This window comes from Lysinibacillus sp. NPDC093190 (assembly GCF_050280425.1).
In the GTDB taxonomy this organism is placed as follows: domain Bacteria; phylum Bacillota; class Bacilli; order Bacillales_A; family Planococcaceae; genus Lysinibacillus.
Genome location: NZ_JBNNVG010000015.1, coordinates 1 through 17,208, shown reverse-complemented (window position 1 = coordinate 17,208; position 17,208 = coordinate 1). Strand labels below are relative to the sequence as shown.

The following is a 17,208-nucleotide window of genomic DNA, read 5'->3' as shown; positions in this document are numbered from 1 at the left end:
GTTGATTTCCGTTCCGACTGGGCGCTTTGTTGCTGTCGCTTCGCTTTCGCACAGAGCAAAGCTTCCTGGGGGCGTCCAGTCTCCACTCCAATCAACCACTACACAAAGCATGCATCTTCTGGCATGTCACTCTAATTTATTGTGATAAAACGAAACTGCAATAACAACAGATTACAATTGCGCCATAACGTTAAAGTGCCATTTTTTTAAGCTCATTTGTAGTGAAATATAAATAGCTGTCCTGCACAAATAAATCCTTCGTTTCTTCCCTATTTAATATTTTCTCTCCGCTTCCATCTGGGCGAATCTTTGTTAAATACGCTCCGTGTGAATAATTACTAAAATATAGCCAACCATCTGCATAAACGACGTATTGTGCACGTGAATTGGAGATGCGGTGCGATTTACCTGTTTTTAAATCAAGCACGTACATTTTATTATCGTCAGATACATTACTATAAAATATTTGTTGCCCTACCTGTGCAGCGAAATCTACATTGTGAAAGTAGTTATACATCGTACTAGTTGCTTTCGGATAGTCTTTAGCAATCCACGTATGATCTTTTGCCATTGTTCGATCATCCACTAAAAAATATTGATAGCGTACCGCCCCTTTACGATCAGGCACTGGATCATTCCATGTAGTATCAAGGTGATACCATTGACCGTCCAGCTTTACTAAATTCCAAGCATGTCCTTCCTGTCCGACATAGCCTACTATATATTTTGTTTCTATACCTAGCTTTTGTAACATCGAATGAGCCAGCAATGCATAGCCCTGACATACGCCACCATGTTCCGCAAGCACTGTATAAGCGCTATGTGGACTTGAATTCGTTTGATCCGTATAGGCGGTATTGGCAACGATATAATCGTTGACAGCCCTAACCTTCTCTACATCACTTAATGCTTTTTTATTGATAGAGGCTACAATCTCTTGCACATTCATTTCAACAAATGCTGCCTGCTCTGGTGTCATTAAATAACTTTGCTCTCCAAAGATTGTGGCCGTTCTTCCTCCATATTCAAAACGAATTGAGTGTTTACTAATATGCCCATATACATAATCATCTCGTTTTATAGCATTTTCATAGGCTTCTTCCACTAGCTGTTCAATTCGTTGTGTATTGCCTTTATATTGAATCTCAAACTTAGGTGAAAAACTACTGTAGTACGCATACATCGCATCAGCCATTTCCTTTGCATTTGTTACAACTAACTTTGCTTCAGGTTTTTTGGCTGCAGGAGCTGTAACGGCTACTCCTTCTTCAGGCTTTTCTTCTATAGGTGTGGCCGTTTCAATGGAGGTATTCTCTGAAAGTTTAGCAGTAACGTCTATAATTTTTTCCTTTGTTGAAAGAAGTATCGTTTCTATTTCATCATTATTTGACCAAGTTATCACTTGTTGCACAACTGCTTTACCAGCCGTATAAATGGGGTCAATAAAAATAATAATAATTACGATAATGGCTAATTTTTTCCACAAAATCCTCACCTCCAACCGTTTTCCTATTTCATTATATACAAAAAAAGCACAAAGAACTCACTTGGAAGTCCTTTTGTGCTTTCATTTTATAAATAGATAAGAATATTTAAAGCTTACTTTATTTTAAGCTTCTGTTCTTTTCCATTAACAGTATAAACTAAATAGTTATCATTAATTCTTAAATCAGAAACTACTTGCTTCGCGAGCACCTCAGTTTTTAATGTTTTAAGATTTAATTTTGTTAAGTAACCACTGTTACTGTAATCACTGAAATATAAAAAGTTATCCGCTCCTGTAATATATAAGGCACGTTTATCAATGACTTTTGTTTTTGTACCACTTGCTAAATCAAGCTTGTACAATTTATCTTTATCTGCTGTATTACTAAAATACAGTGTATTATTAACCTGATATGCAAAATGAACATTTTGCATATAGCTATATTTTGTACTTGTAGCAGCAGGATAATTTGATGCTATCCATTTATGATCTTTCTTTAGCTGTGCATCCGTTACTAAGAAATAATCGTATGAAGAAGCGCCGAAACGATTTGGTAATGGATCATTCCATGTTGTATCTAAATGATACCATTTACCATCAACCTTCACTAGGTTCCATGCATGTGCCTCGTTACTATTAACAGTACCAACAACATATTTTACATCAAATCCAGCTTGTTCTAACATTTTATAAGCTGTTAACGCGTAGCCCTGACATACAGCTTGCCCTTCCATTAACAATGCATAAGTACTATGGGGACTAGCCTTTGTTTTAGTACCATATGTAGTATTTGACACAATATATTCATTAATCGCTTTTACTTTTTCGAATTCTGTCATTGAAGTCTTAATAATCGTTTTTAATATTTGATCAATCTTTTTTTGTACGGTTGCTTCTTGTGTTTGGTTTGTCAAATATTTCACTTTAAACGTTACATTTCCTGTTGAGTCTGCAGAAATAGCGGTACTTTCCATATGACCACTCGCATAGACTGCTTGCTCCTGTGCTTTTTCAAAGGACTCCATAAAGTTCTTTTTAAAATCAGTCATTGGTCCACTATATGTAATTTTAATTTCGGGAGCGAAATTATTTAATTGCTTTACGATTTCTGTTGTGAATTGATCCCAAGTTGTTACTTTCATATTAGCTACTACATTATAAGCATTCACTGGGGAAGTATTTACTGAACGAGCGTCTGCATTTTGAGCATAGGCTGCTGTTGGGCTTAACATCAATAATGCTGCTCCACTTATTAACCACTTTTTCACAATAAATCACCTTCCCATTTGTTATATTCTTGTAATTAGAATAACAGAGGAAGGAACTATAAATCTATCGGACAAGTTCACTATCCGTGACTTTCAACTGTCTACACAATAAATAATATATAGGTATAAATTCCCTGAAAAATAATAGAAGTATCGAATTAAACTATATTTTTGTAAAAAAATAAAAACTCACCTGTTTTTCAGTGAGTTTTCTATATATTAATGGCCTTTTCTATCGAGCAGGCTTCTCTTTATTTTATCGACTTTTTACTACTAAGTTGACTGCCTCTTGAATAACTTCATTCATTTTTTCGCCATCACCTTCAGCATTTTGTACACATTCTAAAAGATTCGTACTAACAATGACACCAACTGTTCGATCTACTGCTGAACGTACTGCCGATAATTGAGTAATGACTGCCTTACAGTCCTTTTCTTCTTCCATCATTTTTAAAATTCCACGTAGCTGGCCTTCCATCCGTTTTACACGATTTTTCACTTGATCTGAATATTCCATCATCATTGCTCCTTCTTTCTATACTCGCTACGTTCTTGAGTAATTATTAATCTTTATCCTAGCACATTATTTCAAAATTAAACCTATAGTTATTTTTTCCTTGGGTTTAAATAATTCATAAGCATTTTAGTAATAATTGACCCTGCATTTGTTATTTCATCATACTGGATCACTGTATTTTTCTTTATTCGTAACTGACCTATCTCTACTTCAAAAATTGGGCACTTTCTTTCAAGTGCAGCGACTAACATATTTGTGTCGTAGTCATATCGTTCACCTTTTACTTTTATCAGCCATGGTAGCTCCTTTATAGAAATAAACCGTAAACCTGTTTGTGTATCCATTAGTTTTCTATGATAAAGGATCTCAAAAAACAAACTTGTTGTACGATTACCCCAATATGATAAAAACGTGCTGTCCGAAGAATGGAAGTTACGTACTCCTAACACAATTCCTTCAGAAAATACCTTTGTCATCGTTAAAACTAACTTTACATCTTGTAACGTATGTTGGTCATGAGCACCTACTGTAATGACACCTTGAAACACACCCCTTTGCGCCCTTACATAGGCAAAGGCTGTTTTTAGTGCGCCTCCCTTACCAATATTGTGGTCATGCTCTAGCACTCGACAGCAGTCAATCTTTTTCAACTCTTCAAATACACTTGTATATTTTTGATCGCTGCCATCATTGACAATAATAATTTGGCTAATGGTGGTGGCTAATAATTGATGGACATAGGTTATAAGTGATTGTTGTGGATTATAGGCTGGTATAATTGCTGCAATATTTTTCATCATTTCTATCCCCCGGATAACATGAAACTTTGGCAGATGTATTTTTTAGTAATGGCTACTTCGAATATCAACGAATCTCCTTATAACAAATAGTATCATTTATCGAGGACAATTCAACAATAACGGTATTTCCCCGATATATGAAAAAAGAGGACATCATCGTAGCGGTTGATTTCCGTTCCGACTGGGCGCGTCCGATGAGCATAAAAAGAAGAATTTTATGAAAGAGGTGAGTTCTATCGTCATACAATATGAGATTCTCCAAGATCAATGTACGAAATTAAAAGCTTTATGCTTGGTTAAATTGGCTAAAAATTTACAGGATGCTAGCTCGCTCACCATTTCAAAGCCAGCTATATCTCTTCAAAAATCACTCCTAGTACTGGAGGAAATTTTATCTGAGCTTTATAAGCTGGAAATGCATACCGAACCGAAGCTAAAAAACATGCGAACGTTACTCAATAATCGTAACTTTGTCGCAAAAATTCATCCACGTCGTATTTATTTATTAATGAATCTTGTTAGCAAAATGACTTCTAGTAATAGTAGTGAAGTTGTCGAAGCAAAGGCTGCAAAAATTGTTCTTGATTATTTAAGTGATATTGTAGAATGGTTTATCGAACGCTATGACCGTAGCTTAAAGGCAAAAATGATTCGCATAGCACCAGGCTTTGAAGATATAACTTCAGCTTTTGATGTAAATTTGCTGCTTCAAGATGACCAATCAACCGAGGCTTATAAAAGTGCGGCAAACTGGTTTGAGCTTGCCGCAAAACAAGGGGATGCAAGTGCTCAATATAATTTAGGCGCTCTTTATAATCAAGGCCGTGGTGTTAAGAAAGATTATGCTGTTGCAAAAATGTGGTATGAACACGCCGCTGCACAAAATGATGCAAACGCGCTGTATAGCTTAGGCGTGCTCTATCATTTAGGCCACAGTGTTGTACAAAATTATGAAGAAGCCGCTCAATATTATAAAGCTGCTGCGGATTTAGAAAACGCAGATGCACAGTACAATCTGGGGGTTCTATACAATCAAGGACTTGGGATGCCACTAAACTTTGCCGAGGCAGCAAAATGGTACATGCTAGCAGCCAATCAAGGAAATACAAGTGCTCAAAATAACCTTGGATTCCTTTATCACAATGGAACTGGTGTCGAGCAAAGCTATGAGGAAGCTATAGCCTATTTTGAAATGGCTGCATTAGCTGGTGATGCAAGCGCTCAGTATAATCTTGGCTATATGTACCTTAAAGGTCGTGGCATCTCGCAAAACCTTGAAGAAGCTGTGCAATGGTTCCATTTAGCTGCACTTCAAGACCATACAAATGCGGAATTTCAATTGGCAATGCTATACAACACTGGTCAAGGTATTCCTCAGGATCATATAGAGGCTATAAAATGGTTTAAACTCGCAGCACATAAAGGACACTTAAATGCTCAATACTGTCTCGGTGTGCTCTATGTCAAAGAAAACGATATAACTTTAGCAGAAAAATGGTTACATTTAGCCGCTAACAATGGACATATAAGTGCAGGATTTGAGCTTGGACGTATTTATGTATACCAACTTCAGCAACCAGAGAAAGCTCTCCCTCACTTTAAAGCAGCTGCTGAAAAGGGTTATGCTGATGCTCAGTATGAGCTCGGAATATTATATGAAGCTGAATTGAATTATGTTGAAGCAATAAAATGGTGGAGAGCTGCTACTGATCAGTCCCATATTCAGGCTGAATATCAATTAGGATTATTATATGAGCACGGATTGGGGATCGAGCAGGACTTAGAAGAAGCACGACGCTGCTATCGACTAGCAGCCATCCAAGGACATTCAGGTGCTCAATATCAGCTCGGTAATTTATTTGATAAGGGAAAAGGTGTCGAACAGGATTATACCGAGGCCGCAAAATGGATTGAACAAGCTGCCGCTAAAGGACATGCCAAAGCACAATATCAATTGGCTCAAATGCACAGTCATGGACAAGGGGTACCGAAAGATTTTACGAAAGCAGCCCAACTGTATCGATTGGCTGCCAATCAAGGGCATCAAAAAGCACAATTCCAGCTTGGTATGCTTTATAAAAAAGGGCATGGTGTTGCACAAGATTATACCGAGGCAACAAAATGGCTTAAGAAGTCTCTTGAAAATATGAAATAAAGGGATTATAAGCATAACGTGGAGTTAGGCAATTTCTTTGAGGCGTCCAATGAGCCGCTTAGGGCAACAGATGTTTTTTGCGCGAAAGCGTAGTGCTAACGAAGCGTCAGCAGCAGGATGTTGGTCACGAAGGCGTTATCACAGGACGTGATGGTTTTAGCCTTCGTTCCCCTATGGGCTCGCTCCAATCAACCTATCCACATGACATACGTTTTAACAGAATGTCATCCAACTTTTAGTTTTATCGGAACATTTTCAGGAATTATCGCCCAACTTTTTAGTTTTATCGATAAACTTTCATGTTTTATCGCCCAACTTTTGAATTTTATCGCCCAACTTCTGAATTTTATCGACATTCACCTTCCAAAGAGTAAAAAAAGATTCACACACAAAACTGTTCTTCATAAAAAAATACCGTGTCACCTTTTATTAAAGACAGTGACACGGTATGTTGATTAGTTTTTCATTTCTTCTTTTTGGTTTACCATAAATGTTACAACGATGAATAAAGCAAAACTAATTAATAATGTTGTCCCACCTATGATAAAGAAAACCGTTGTAAATGTTCTGCTAAAACTAAATGGATTTAAATTGTAGAACCACATGCCTAGTGTTAAGCCAAAAACACCGAGAATAGCTGTCCAACCATGTGCTGTCACTAATTTTTGCGATTTCACTTTAAAGGCACGGTAGAAAATACCCCATGCAAACATACTTAACCAACCTACGAGCAAAATATGTGCATGTATCGGTCTATATTCATAACTACCTGAGCCTGACATATGTGAGCCTAGATATGTACCAAATAAGGCAAAAATCGCAGCAAGACGAATAAGGCGTATACTCCATTTTTGTTCCAAACGATAACCCCCTAAGCTTTTTCAACTTAGTTAGCAGTTTATCTCGCGAACATGAACTTTACATGAACTCCTCATTACAGTTTTGGTAAGTGGACACGCACCTTTGTACCAGAATTCATAACACTGTCCATATAAACCGTTCCTCCATGTAGCTCAGAAATTTGCTTCACGATGGCTAGTCCAAGCCCAGTACCTTGCTTTGTTCTGGACGCATCAACTCGATAAAAGCGATCAAATACCATTTGTAATTGTTCAGCAGTCAGTCCTATGCCACTATCCTCAATGAGCACCTCAACTGAGGTCGAGGATTCTAGCAAGTGAATATGAATCTCTCCACCTTCGACATTATATTTAATGGCATTCGTCAATAAATTATCCCAAACATTTTGTAATAGCCCAGCATCACCATCATATGTTACTGGTTCAAGTTGATACGATAATTGTACATTTGCTTCTTCAAGTTGCCAGCGGTATTTTCTTACGGTTTCCTTTAATTGCTCATCTAAACGATAAGATTCACGCTTTAACAACCTTGTAGATTGATCGAGTGACGTTAGTAAAAGTAATTGCTTAGTTAATGTCGACATACGCTTAGTTTCTAGCTCAATAATCGTTGTATATTCCTGCCTTTCCTTGTCAGTCAGCAAGGGATTCTTTAGTAAATCTACATAGCCTTGAATATTCAACAATGGCGACTGAAAATCATGGGATACATTACTTATAAACTCTTTACGTATTCGATCATTTTCCTGTAATTTTTCTGTCATGACATTAAAGCTAACCGCTAATTGTCCAATCTCATCTGCTCGATCTATATCCAGTAGCGCATCGAATTTTTCATGTGCAAGCTGATGTGTTGCCTCTGTTAGCTGTGTAATAGGGCGAATTAGTGCCTTAGCAAAAAGTAGCATTGCCAATAGACTAAGTACTGTCATCACAAGAATTAGTCCGCCAAGTATCGTATGCACCTCAGAAAACAACAAGCGAATATCAGGTCTAATGAACAGTGCATACTGCTTATTTTCATAAGTGAATGGCACGCCTATCGTATTAATTAACTCATTCGCAAAAAAGCCTGTCACAAAAGTCTCTTTTGGAAAATCACGCATACCATGATAAATTTCCCCGTTTAAAACATGTTTGACTGTATTAGACGGTAGTGTTTTATCACGATACTCACCGCCGAAGAAATGTCCTTCGTCATCAGTTGTTGCATAAATTTGATAACCTATTTCACCAAGAGTCTTTAAATAATTATCTAAATTGTTAGGCTTTGAAGACTCAATGTATTTTGCAATATCCTGCGCAATTTTCACATTTTTAGCATCGTTTTTTTCCTTCACAACTTGATGATAATAAGTATTTGTCGCTAAAAAGCCGATACACAAGCTGCCGATCATAACGAGCATCGTCGTGACAACAAATCTACTATATAACGTTTTTATCATGCAATAACCTCAAGCTTATAGCCAACGCCACGCACTGTTGTAATCTCAACACCTGATTCATAACGATGAAGACGCTCACGAATTCGCTTCACATGCGTATTTAAAGTCTGCTCATCTCCATCGTAATCATAGCCCCACACTTGCTCCATAATAAAACTACGTGTAAACACCTGATTCGGGCGGGATGCTAGTAATGCCAATAGTTCAAATTCCTTTAAAGGCAGAACAAGTGTATCTTCCCCAATGACAACCTCAAAGCTTCGACGATCAATAACGAGCCTACCCACCTTGATGGTTACCTGATTTTTCTTATCGAGTCTACGCAATATCGCCGCTATGCGAAACAGCAATTCTTTAGGTTCAAAAGGCTTCACAACATAGTCGTCTGAGCCTGCCAAAAACCCTCGTTCCTTGTCCTCAAGCTCGCCTTTTGCTGTTAATAACAATACAGGAATATCGTAATCCTGGCTCAATGTCTTGGTTAGTGTAAAGCCATCCATTCCCGGCATCATAACATCTACAACAGCCAAATCAGGCAAGTTTCCTTCAAGTAATTTAAGGGCCTGTTGTCCGTTTTCCGCCTGTATCACCTGATAGCCCTCTCTTGTCAGATAAATATTCACTAGCTGTAAAATATGTACATCATCATCTACAACGAGAATTCTCATTCAAGTCTACCTCCATCTAACTTGTTTCTGGTACATTATTTCAACAAAAAATCCGCTCCATTCCGCGGACGTTCTGCAAGCCTCGCGTGCTCGCTGTCCCGCAGGAGTGTAGCGAATTTTTTTCATAACAACTTTCATTTATACTATAACGAAAAGAAAGAAATCAACAGCAATATAAGTAACGGCAAACCAATTACGATATAGCCTCGTGGATTTGCAAAATTCATCGTCCAACCGATCCCAAAGCGTTTCTCTACAAAAACAGAAGGATCTTGCCGATTCATATAAATTAATCCACCCTTCCAATAGCGATCCTCATCCACATCCATTACCTCTGAAGCAACATTATCTCCATAATTCACCCTCAGCTTTCGTTTTTTCCATGCGTAAACAAGGACTGAGCCAAGAACAAGCAATAAGAATAAAATAAATACCGGTAGTAGACTTTTTCCTGTGGTCATTGAAGGATAGATATTACTTAGCTGTAATACTGTAAATAATATTGTAAAGGCATAGCTTAATAACATAATGCTCCAGCTCATATACTTTCGACTTTTTAGCTGATCTTCCAAAGATTCTTCCTTACGATTAACAGCCAACTTGATTGCTGAACGCTTTATAGAATCTACAATTCCCCACATCATACATTGCATCATCAGCATAACAAGCGGCAGTGAAACCGCAGTAAAATATGTTTTGCTTCTCCAAGAATCTGCTTCACCGCTAGGTCCCCAGTGTACAGCAATGTGATCTGGTATTTGGTCATAATGGCGGACTGTAAAGATAATTAGAAACACCGTAACACCAAAAGGGATTACATAAAATGGCCACGGAAGCATTTCATCACGACTACGAGCCGTTAAGTCAACTGCACGCACTTGTTTTATATTTAAGCCCCATTGTTCTTCCCTTTTAAGTTTTAAAACTTTTTGATGATTTATCCAATATAATGTCATACTGACTGCAAGCATTGTAAATAAACATCCTAGCAGTAAAATACTTTGCATGAACTCAGATTGTGCAAAGTAATAATAGCTAACAATCATCATCAGTAATAACATGACACCAGATATTCCGACGATTTGAGCATAATGCTTTTTCATATTTCGTAATGCGGGATGTTTTACATTTTGTTCAGGTACAGTAACACCAAAAATGATTGTCTCACGTACTATATATGGAACAAATACTTGTAGAGCTAATGTTAAGAGGTAGACGGTTAAAAAAACGAAAAGTAGCATTTGCTACACCCCTTCTGCAGGTATTTGCAAATCAGAAAATACCTTTTTTATCATGTGCTCGATCTGCTCGACTGTTGCGCCGAGCACCATTCCTTCTACCACAACAGGCTTTAAGTTTTTTTCAATTTGTTGTAATTGTTCAGGAGTTAACGCTCGCTCCTCTGCTGAACGAATAATAGCACCTGATTTCGCTCTAATTATAATGATTCCCTTTTCCTCCAGCTCATGGTAGCTTTTATTAACCGTGTGCATATTTACACCCAGATCAGCTGCTAAATTACGTACAGATGGCAGAGTATCTCCTGGCTTCATATCCCCCCTTGCAATCCCCTCTATAATTTGCCGGGTTACCTGTTCATAAATTGGTACATCAGATTGTGGCTCTATTTGCATAAACATTAATATCATCTCCATAATTGTTATATAGATAATATAACAAATAATCATTTTTTGTGCATAAAGAAAGGGAAATTGCAATTATAAAGAGTTCTTAACAGTTTCTATAAACTTTTGCACAAGTACACTGTGCTTTTCATTCTTTCTAGTGCAAATTGCAATTTTATGATTAATATGAACATCCTTTACATAAACCCTCGCCAATTGCCTACTATCAACATACTCTCGAACTGCTAGTGACGAAATAAAATTTGCACCATAGCCGGTCATAACTGAACGGATCGTTTCATTTATTCCATTAAATTGTAGTGCGATTTTAGGTGGCTTGACTTGATACGTTTGACATAAAGAAAAAAGATGCTCTCTCATTGAACTTCCTTCCTCACGCATAATAAAAGGCTCCTTCATCATGTCAGCAAGTGAAATAGACTGATTTGCATAAGGATGATCAGGTGCGACTACAAACCATAATTCATCCTCAAAAAGCTCCTCCCACGTTACTTCTTCCGGTCTTTCTAAAATACCACCACCATAAATAGCAATATCAGCTTTATACTGTATTAACTGCTCAAAGGCATCTTTAGTGTTTGTAGTCGTAATGACTAAATTTATGTCTTCATTTGCCCCTTTAAAGGTAGCTGCCCACTTAGGAATTAGAAAGTTAGCTGGTAAGTATGTAGCAACTATATGTATTGTTCCTGCTTTAGCAAGACGATAATCTTCAATGAATGAATTAATATGCCCTTCAAGCGTAACAAGATTTTTCGCTTTTTCTGCTAAAGCTTCCCCAAATTCAGTTAATACTACACCCCGACCTTGTTGTTTAAATAATTGAACGCCAATCTCATGCTCAAATTTTTTTATTTGGCTTGAAACTGCTGGCTGACTAATACGAAGTAATTCTGCCGCTCTCGTGACACTACCTGTTGTAGCAACTTGATAAAATAATTTTAATCCATGAATATTCACGATTCCACCTCATATCCATAACTAAAAGTTATGAATTAATAATATTAATATATTTTTATTATGATTCATTTTATCATACACTTTACATGCAAGCTTGCAAAAAAATGCGAAACGAGGACTGTTTGATGACCAATTTTAATGTTTGGAATAATGTAGATGCGTACTTTAAGGAAAAACTAATACCGGCAGACACAGAACTTGAAGCAGTATTACAAGCTAATAAAGCTGCGGGCATTCCGGAGATTGATGTATCACCTACTCAAGGCAAACTATTATATTTACTAGCTAAAATAAAAGGCGCAAAAAACATTTTAGAAATAGGAACACTCGGTGGCTATAGTAGTATTTGGATGGCACGTGCCCTCCCTAACGAGGGTAAAGTTTACACACTTGAAATTGATCACGAGTATGCCTCAGTAGCTAAAGAAAATATTAAAAGAGCTAGCTGTGAACATAAAGTTGAAATTATAGTTGGAAAGGCATTAGATACATTGCCTATTTTGAAAAAAGCAGGACCATTGTTCGATTTAATTTTTATTGATGCAGATAAGCCTAATAATCCACACTATTTGAAGTGGGCATTAGAATTGGCTAAATCAGGAGCAATAATCATCGCTGATAATGTAGTGCGTGATGGTGCTGTAATTGATGAAAAAAATGAAGATGAAAGGGTACAAGGTGTGCGACAGTTTATGGATTTATTGCAAGAAGAATCTCGAATTGAATCTACAGCTATCCAAACAGTTGGCAATAAAGGCTATGATGGTTTTGTACTCGCCGTAGTTAAATAATTAAAAAAGGAGATGTCTCATGATTAATTCGAGACACCTCCTTTCAACAACAGCTATTTCGTAACTATTGCTAATTTTTCTTTCAAACATGCAACAGCTTGTTCGATATCAACTGTACATCCTATTTCATTTAATGTTTCCCCTATTAATCGGTACAGGAACCTATAGTATTTCGTTATTTCGCATGTTTGCTCCCCCTTACAATGTTTTTGGAAAATAAAAAAATGCCTTACAAGCCCCCATCTATGCTCGTAAGACATCCTTCACCCCTTTTAAATCTCTTTTATTAATAGACCCCTTTTTTGTAACCGTGTTCAATTTTCTGTAAGGAACGAGGGAACAGACCCCGCTCATTACTTTAGTGAAATAAGGTGGACTTCCTTCGAGTTTAGTCCACAACAATTTAGGAAAGTTTGGATATGTTCGTTTAGTAGATTCGTATCTTAAATCATTTCTTTCAGCAATTGCTGAAAGAAAGTTAAGCTAATTTTTCGTAACCTGGAAGCGTCAAGAATTCCACAAATTCATCTTGTTCAATTAAAGATTTAAACAGCTCAGCAGCTTCTTCATAGCGGCCACCGTTATAAGCTTGTTCCCCAACAGCCTCTTTAATTTTCACAAGCTCTTCCTCCAAGATATCTAGTACAAAGGCCAATGTAATGCCACGACCATCATCCAAGATTCCTTTTGGATGACGAATCCATTGCCATACTTGTGTGCGAGAGATTTCTGCAGTTGCAGCATCCTCCATTAAGTTGTTAATCGGTGCAGCTCCGTTGCCTCGTAGCCAAGAAGCGATGTACTGAACCCCTACACTACAGTTAATACGAAGACCTTCTAGTGTAATTGTACCTTCTGGAACAGCTACTAAATCTTCTGCTGTAACATTTACATCCTCGCGTTTTTTATGGATTTGGTTTGGCGTCGTCATAATCGCATCAAACTGTTCCATTGCCGTTGCAACCATACCTGGGTGCGCTACCCAAGTTCCATCATGGCCATCTGTTGCTTCACGACGTTTATCTTCTGCAACCTTTGCAAACGCTACAGCATTCGCGTCGTCATCCCCTTTAACCGGGATTTGCGCTGCCATACCGCCCATCGCAGGAGCATTACGTTTATGACATGTTTGAATACATAAAGACGTATATGCCTTCATGAAAGGTACAGTCATTGTTACTTGCCCACGGTCCGGTAAAATTACATCAGGTTGATTGCGTAGACGTTTGATATAGCTGAAAATGTAATCCCAGCGTCCACAATTCAGACCAGCTGAATGTTCACGTAGTTCATATAAAATTTCATCCATTTCAAATGCTGCTAAAATTGTTTCGATTAATACAGTAGCCTTAATTGTCCCTTGTGGAATTCCGATATAATCTTGTGCAAACACAAAGACATCATTCCATAAGCGTGCCTCCAAATGGCTTTCAAGCTTCGGTAGGTAGAAATAAGGACCCGTACCTTTTGCCAATGCATTTTTAGCATTATGGAATAAATACAGACCAAAATCAAAGAAACTACCAGAGATCGGTTCGCCATCCACTAGAACATGCTTTTCAAGTAAATGTAGACCACGTGGACGAACTAATAACACAGCTGTATTTTCGTTTAACTTATACGTTTTACCATTAGATGCTTGTGTAAACTCAATTGTCTTATTAATAGCATCACGCATATTAATTTGACCGCCAATCATGTTTTCCCATGTCGGAGCAGATGCATCCTCAAAGCAAGCCATAAACATTTTTGCGCCAGAGTTTAATGCATTAATAACCATTTTACGGTCAACAGGTCCTGTAATTTCTACACGACGGTCATGCAAATCTGCTGGAAGTGGTGCAATTGTCCAATCTCCCTCACGGATTTGCTTTGTTTCTGGTAAGAAGTCGAGTTTCTCACCTGCATCAAGATGCTTTTGGCGTTCTTGACGAGCCTTTAATAGCTCTTTTCGACGAGCATCGAATTTTTCGTGCAGGGCAAGAACAAACTCAAGGGCTTCTAATGTTAAAATTTCTTTTGTTTGCTCGTTTTGTTCCCCAACAATTTTAAGCTTACCTGTTGTTGCTTGTTCCATCAGTTGTTTCCCCCACCTTTGCGATTTTAAGTAGTCATCCCCCGCTTTAGGAGGAGCGGAGGAGACTAATCTATGATTATGAATTTAGAAATACACGTACTTTATGAAACTTATACGAATTGTTCTGTTTCTGTAGAACCAGCCATAGCTGTTGTAGAAGAAGTACCACCAGAGATAACTTGAGATACATCATCAAAGTAACCAGTACCTACTTCACGTTGATGGCGTGTAGCTGTGTAGCCTTTTGATTCTGATGCAAACTCAGCTTGTTGTAGTTTAGAGTATGCAGCCATACCATTATCTTTATAATCATGCGCAAGCTCAAACATAGAGTGGTTTAATGCATGGAAACCAGCTAATGTTACGAATTGGAATTTATAACCTAATTTACCTAGCTCACGTTGATATTCTGCGATTTCTTCTTCTGATAAATTTGCTTTCCAGTTGAAAGAAGGCGAGCAGTTGTATGCTAGCAATTTACCAGGGAATTTAGCATGAATAGCTGCCGCAAATTCACGAGCTTCCTCAAGAGATGGTTTAGAAGTTTCGCACCAGATCAAATCGGCATATGGCGCGTAAGCTAAACCACGAGCAATCGCTTGTTTGATACCTGGTTTTGTACGGAAGAAGCCCTCTGGAGTACGTTCACCAGTAATAAACTCAGCATCACGCGGATCGATATCAGATGTTACCATATCAGCAGCATCAGCATCTGTACGAGCGATTAAAATTGTATCAACACCCATTACGTCTGTTGCAAGACGAGCAGCAATTAAGTTACGAACAGCATTTTGTGTTGGAAGTAACACTTTACCACCTAAGTGACCACACTTTTTCTCAGAAGCTAATTGGTCTTCTAAGTGAACACCAGCAGCTCCAGCTTCAATCATTCCTTTTACAAGCTCAAATACGTTTAGAGGGCCACCGAAGCCAGCCTCAGCATCTGCTACGATCGGAGCGAACCAATCAAATTGATCTACACGTCCTTCAGCATGATCGATTTGATCAGCACGTTGTAAAGCTTGGTTAATGCGTTTAACTACTGCTGGTACAGAGTTTGCTGGATATAAGGATTGGTCAGGGTACATTTGACCAGAAAGGTTAGCATCAGCAGCAACTTGCCAGCCAGATAAGTAGATTGCTTTTAATCCTGCTTTTACTTGTTGTACAGCTTGATTACCAGTTAATGCACCTAATGCATTAATGAACGGTTCTTCGTGTAAAGATTTCCAAAGTCGATCCGCACCTTTAGTCGCTAAAGTTTGTTCAAGTACAACAGAGCCCTGTAACTTAACAACCTCTTCAGCTGAATATGCGCGTTCAATACCTGCCCAACGAGGGTTCTCTTCCCATTGTTTTTCTAATGCTTGGATTTTTTCTTGACGTGTTGACATATTGAAATTCCACCTTCCCCTTTGTATACAATATACTCTGTTAAAAAACTTTTAACCGACTGTTCCATAACAGGTTTATTTGTTGTAAATTAATATATAACAGAACATCTGAATTTTCATTATTTTTAGATAAAATACCAAATTTTAATGATGAAACCGCTTTTTTAGGCGACTAAATTTGGTAAACTGTTTACAAACAAGGGGGATATTCACAATGAATAATGAGTTTAATTCTTTGCCAAAAGATATTTCACAACAGTTTATTTCAATGTTAAAAGACTGGGTTCCAGCCAATTCATCCATTGCAATTGCTGCTGAAAACTCCTATATCTATTTTCATTCTGGACATCAAAACATTAACTTGGAAATAGGCCAACAAGTACAGTCTGGTAGCATTGCCGAACAAGTACTACACACGAGGAAACGAACAGATGCCGTTTTAGATAATTCCTTATTTGAAACGCCGTATTATGGGATAGGTTATCCTATAAACCTTTTAGACGTGCCTGCAGCACTTGTTGTAGTATTACCTTCAACCTTTACCGAAAAGAAATTGGAGCCCTTTCAATTTTTAACTGGAAAGCAAGAAGAGGAATGGAATCCTGTTGCAATTGAAAAAATCTCTCATATTGAAAGCCTGCAGAAAAAAACGTGGTTTTATGTGGAGGGGGAACAATTTAAAACAAGTATTACTCTTAAAGAACTTCAAATGCGTCTACCGTCATCTTTTATTCGCATTCACAGATCTTATATTGTTAATATTCATTTCATAAAAAAAATGGCTCGTGATCTTACTTCCAATTTTATTATCACTCTAAAGGATGGAAGTGAACTACCCGTTAGCCAATCTTATTTAAATAATCTAAGAAACGCCCTTGAATTTTAGATTTCACCTTAGCGTAATTGATGTCATTTGTTGCTGTCGCTTCGCTTTCGCACAGAAAACATTTTGCTAACTAAGATAAAAGGCTGTCCTATACATTAGTTGTATAAGACAGCCTGAAAAATAAAAAAGCCTGAGAAAAAATTCTCAGACTTTAGATTGCCTAGCGACGTCCTACTCTCACAGGGGGAAGCCCCCAACTACCATCGGCGCTAAAGAGCTTAACTTCCGTGTTCGGTATGGGAACGGGTGTGA

General features: G+C 37.8%; 15 protein-coding genes and 1 rRNA gene. 3 read left to right on the top strand and 13 right to left on the bottom strand.

All coding sequences use genetic code 11. The features are described 5' to 3' along the window. Positions 1-190: 190 nt before the first annotated feature. The 4 genes from ACQKOF_RS13070 to ACQKOF_RS13055 form a co-directional block, all read right to left on the bottom strand. On the bottom strand, positions 191-1,495 hold the full coding sequence (locus tag ACQKOF_RS13070) for a transglutaminase domain-containing protein (protein WP_427557574.1): 1,305 nt from the start codon (positions 1,493-1,495) through the stop codon (positions 191-193). A 104-nt stretch (positions 1,496-1,599) separates the two neighbouring features. Next, positions 1,600-2,754 (bottom strand): transglutaminase domain-containing protein, encoded by a 1,155-nt coding sequence (locus ACQKOF_RS13065; protein WP_427557571.1) that lies wholly within the window; start codon positions 2,752-2,754, stop codon positions 1,600-1,602. Positions 2,755-3,010: 256 nt separating this feature from the next. After that, the gene (locus ACQKOF_RS13060; protein WP_010857552.1) at positions 3,011-3,271 is read right to left on the bottom strand and encodes a metal-sensitive transcriptional regulator; all 261 of its coding nucleotides are present in this window, start codon (positions 3,269-3,271) and stop codon (positions 3,011-3,013) included. An 89-nt stretch (positions 3,272-3,360) separates the two neighbouring features. Next, a complete protein-coding gene (locus tag ACQKOF_RS13055) occupies positions 3,361-4,071 on the bottom strand; it encodes a glycosyltransferase family 2 protein (RefSeq protein WP_427557568.1) in 711 nt (236 codons plus the stop codon). 217 nt (positions 4,072-4,288) lie between these two features. Between ACQKOF_RS13055 and ACQKOF_RS13050 the strand changes: the two genes are divergently transcribed. Beyond that, entirely contained in the window at positions 4,289-6,226 is a 1,938-nt protein-coding gene (locus ACQKOF_RS13050; RefSeq protein ID WP_427557565.1) for a tetratricopeptide repeat protein, read from the top strand. A 455-nt stretch (positions 6,227-6,681) separates the two neighbouring features. On the opposite strand, the gene ACQKOF_RS13045 is transcribed toward ACQKOF_RS13050, so the two are convergent. From ACQKOF_RS13045 to ACQKOF_RS13020, 6 genes are all read right to left on the bottom strand, one after another. Continuing rightward, on the bottom strand, positions 6,682-7,086 hold the full coding sequence (locus ACQKOF_RS13045; protein ID WP_134026634.1) for a hypothetical protein: 405 nt from the start codon (positions 7,084-7,086) through the stop codon (positions 6,682-6,684). Between the two features lie 74 nt (positions 7,087-7,160). Beyond that, positions 7,161-8,531 carry an ATP-binding protein gene (locus ACQKOF_RS13040; RefSeq protein ID WP_427557770.1) on the bottom strand — a complete coding sequence of 457 codons (1,371 nt, stop codon included), beginning with the start codon at positions 8,529-8,531 and terminating at the stop codon, positions 7,161-7,163. Then, positions 8,531-9,202 (bottom strand): response regulator transcription factor, encoded by a 672-nt coding sequence (locus tag ACQKOF_RS13035; protein WP_427557563.1) that lies wholly within the window; start codon positions 9,200-9,202, stop codon positions 8,531-8,533. Before ACQKOF_RS13035 ends, ACQKOF_RS13040 begins: the two co-directional genes overlap by 1 nt. Positions 9,203-9,345: 143 nt before the next feature. Beyond that, entirely contained in the window at positions 9,346-10,443 is a 1,098-nt protein-coding gene (locus tag ACQKOF_RS13030) for a DUF1648 domain-containing protein (protein ID WP_427557560.1), read from the bottom strand. A 3-nt stretch (positions 10,444-10,446) separates the two neighbouring features. After that, the gene (locus ACQKOF_RS13025; protein ID WP_427557557.1) at positions 10,447-10,842 is read right to left on the bottom strand and encodes a GntR family transcriptional regulator; all 396 of its coding nucleotides are present in this window, start codon (positions 10,840-10,842) and stop codon (positions 10,447-10,449) included. Positions 10,843-10,920: 78 nt separating this feature from the next. Further along, positions 10,921-11,808 (bottom strand): LysR family transcriptional regulator, encoded by an 888-nt coding sequence (locus ACQKOF_RS13020; protein ID WP_427557554.1) that lies wholly within the window; start codon positions 11,806-11,808, stop codon positions 10,921-10,923. Positions 11,809-11,933: 125 nt separating this feature from the next. Here ACQKOF_RS13020 and ACQKOF_RS13015 point away from each other — a divergent pair, with 125 nt between their 5' ends. Then, entirely contained in the window at positions 11,934-12,599 is a 666-nt protein-coding gene (locus tag ACQKOF_RS13015) for an O-methyltransferase (protein WP_427557551.1), read from the top strand. Positions 12,600-13,077: 478 nt separating this feature from the next. Here the strand turns inward: ACQKOF_RS13015 and aceB are convergent, their stop codons facing one another. Further along, on the bottom strand, positions 13,078-14,676 hold the full coding sequence (aceB, locus tag ACQKOF_RS13010) for a malate synthase A (RefSeq protein ID WP_427557548.1): 1,599 nt from the start codon (positions 14,674-14,676) through the stop codon (positions 13,078-13,080). A gap of 110 nt (positions 14,677-14,786) precedes the next feature. After that, the gene (gene aceA, locus ACQKOF_RS13005; protein ID WP_427557546.1) at positions 14,787-16,070 is read right to left on the bottom strand and encodes an isocitrate lyase; all 1,284 of its coding nucleotides are present in this window, start codon (positions 16,068-16,070) and stop codon (positions 14,787-14,789) included. 214 nt (positions 16,071-16,284) lie between these two features. Here aceA and ACQKOF_RS13000 point away from each other — a divergent pair, with 214 nt between their 5' ends. Continuing rightward, positions 16,285-16,956 carry a LytTR family DNA-binding domain-containing protein gene (locus ACQKOF_RS13000; protein ID WP_427557544.1) on the top strand — a complete coding sequence of 224 codons (672 nt, stop codon included), beginning with the start codon at positions 16,285-16,287 and terminating at the stop codon, positions 16,954-16,956. Between the two features lie 158 nt (positions 16,957-17,114). Here ACQKOF_RS13000 and rrf read toward each other — a convergent pair. Further along, positions 17,115-17,208, bottom strand: a 5S ribosomal RNA gene (rrf, locus tag ACQKOF_RS12995); the annotation flags it as partial.

Coding starts and splice junctions, on each gene's coding strand:
- ACQKOF_RS13060 (WP_010857552.1), bottom strand. CDS start 3,271: ATGGAATATTCAGATCAAGTGAAAAATCGTGTAAAACGGATGGAAGGC.
- ACQKOF_RS13055 (WP_427557568.1), bottom strand. CDS start 4,071: ATGATGAAAAATATTGCAGCAATTATACCAGCCTATAATCCACAACAA.
- ACQKOF_RS13050 (WP_427557565.1), top strand. CDS start 4,289: ATGAAAGAGGTGAGTTCTATCGTCATACAATATGAGATTCTCCAAGAT.
- ACQKOF_RS13035 (WP_427557563.1), bottom strand. CDS start 9,202: ATGAGAATTCTCGTTGTAGATGATGATGTACATATTTTACAGCTAGTG.
- ACQKOF_RS13030 (WP_427557560.1), bottom strand. CDS start 10,443: ATGCTACTTTTCGTTTTTTTAACCGTCTACCTCTTAACATTAGCTCTA.
- ACQKOF_RS13025 (WP_427557557.1), bottom strand. CDS start 10,842: ATGTTTATGCAAATAGAGCCACAATCTGATGTACCAATTTATGAACAG.
- ACQKOF_RS13015 (WP_427557551.1), top strand. CDS start 11,934: ATGACCAATTTTAATGTTTGGAATAATGTAGATGCGTACTTTAAGGAA.
- aceB (WP_427557548.1), bottom strand. CDS start 14,676: ATGGAACAAGCAACAACAGGTAAGCTTAAAATTGTTGGGGAACAAAAC.
- aceA (WP_427557546.1), bottom strand. CDS start 16,070: ATGTCAACACGTCAAGAAAAAATCCAAGCATTAGAAAAACAATGGGAA.
- ACQKOF_RS13000 (WP_427557544.1), top strand. CDS start 16,285: ATGAATAATGAGTTTAATTCTTTGCCAAAAGATATTTCACAACAGTTT.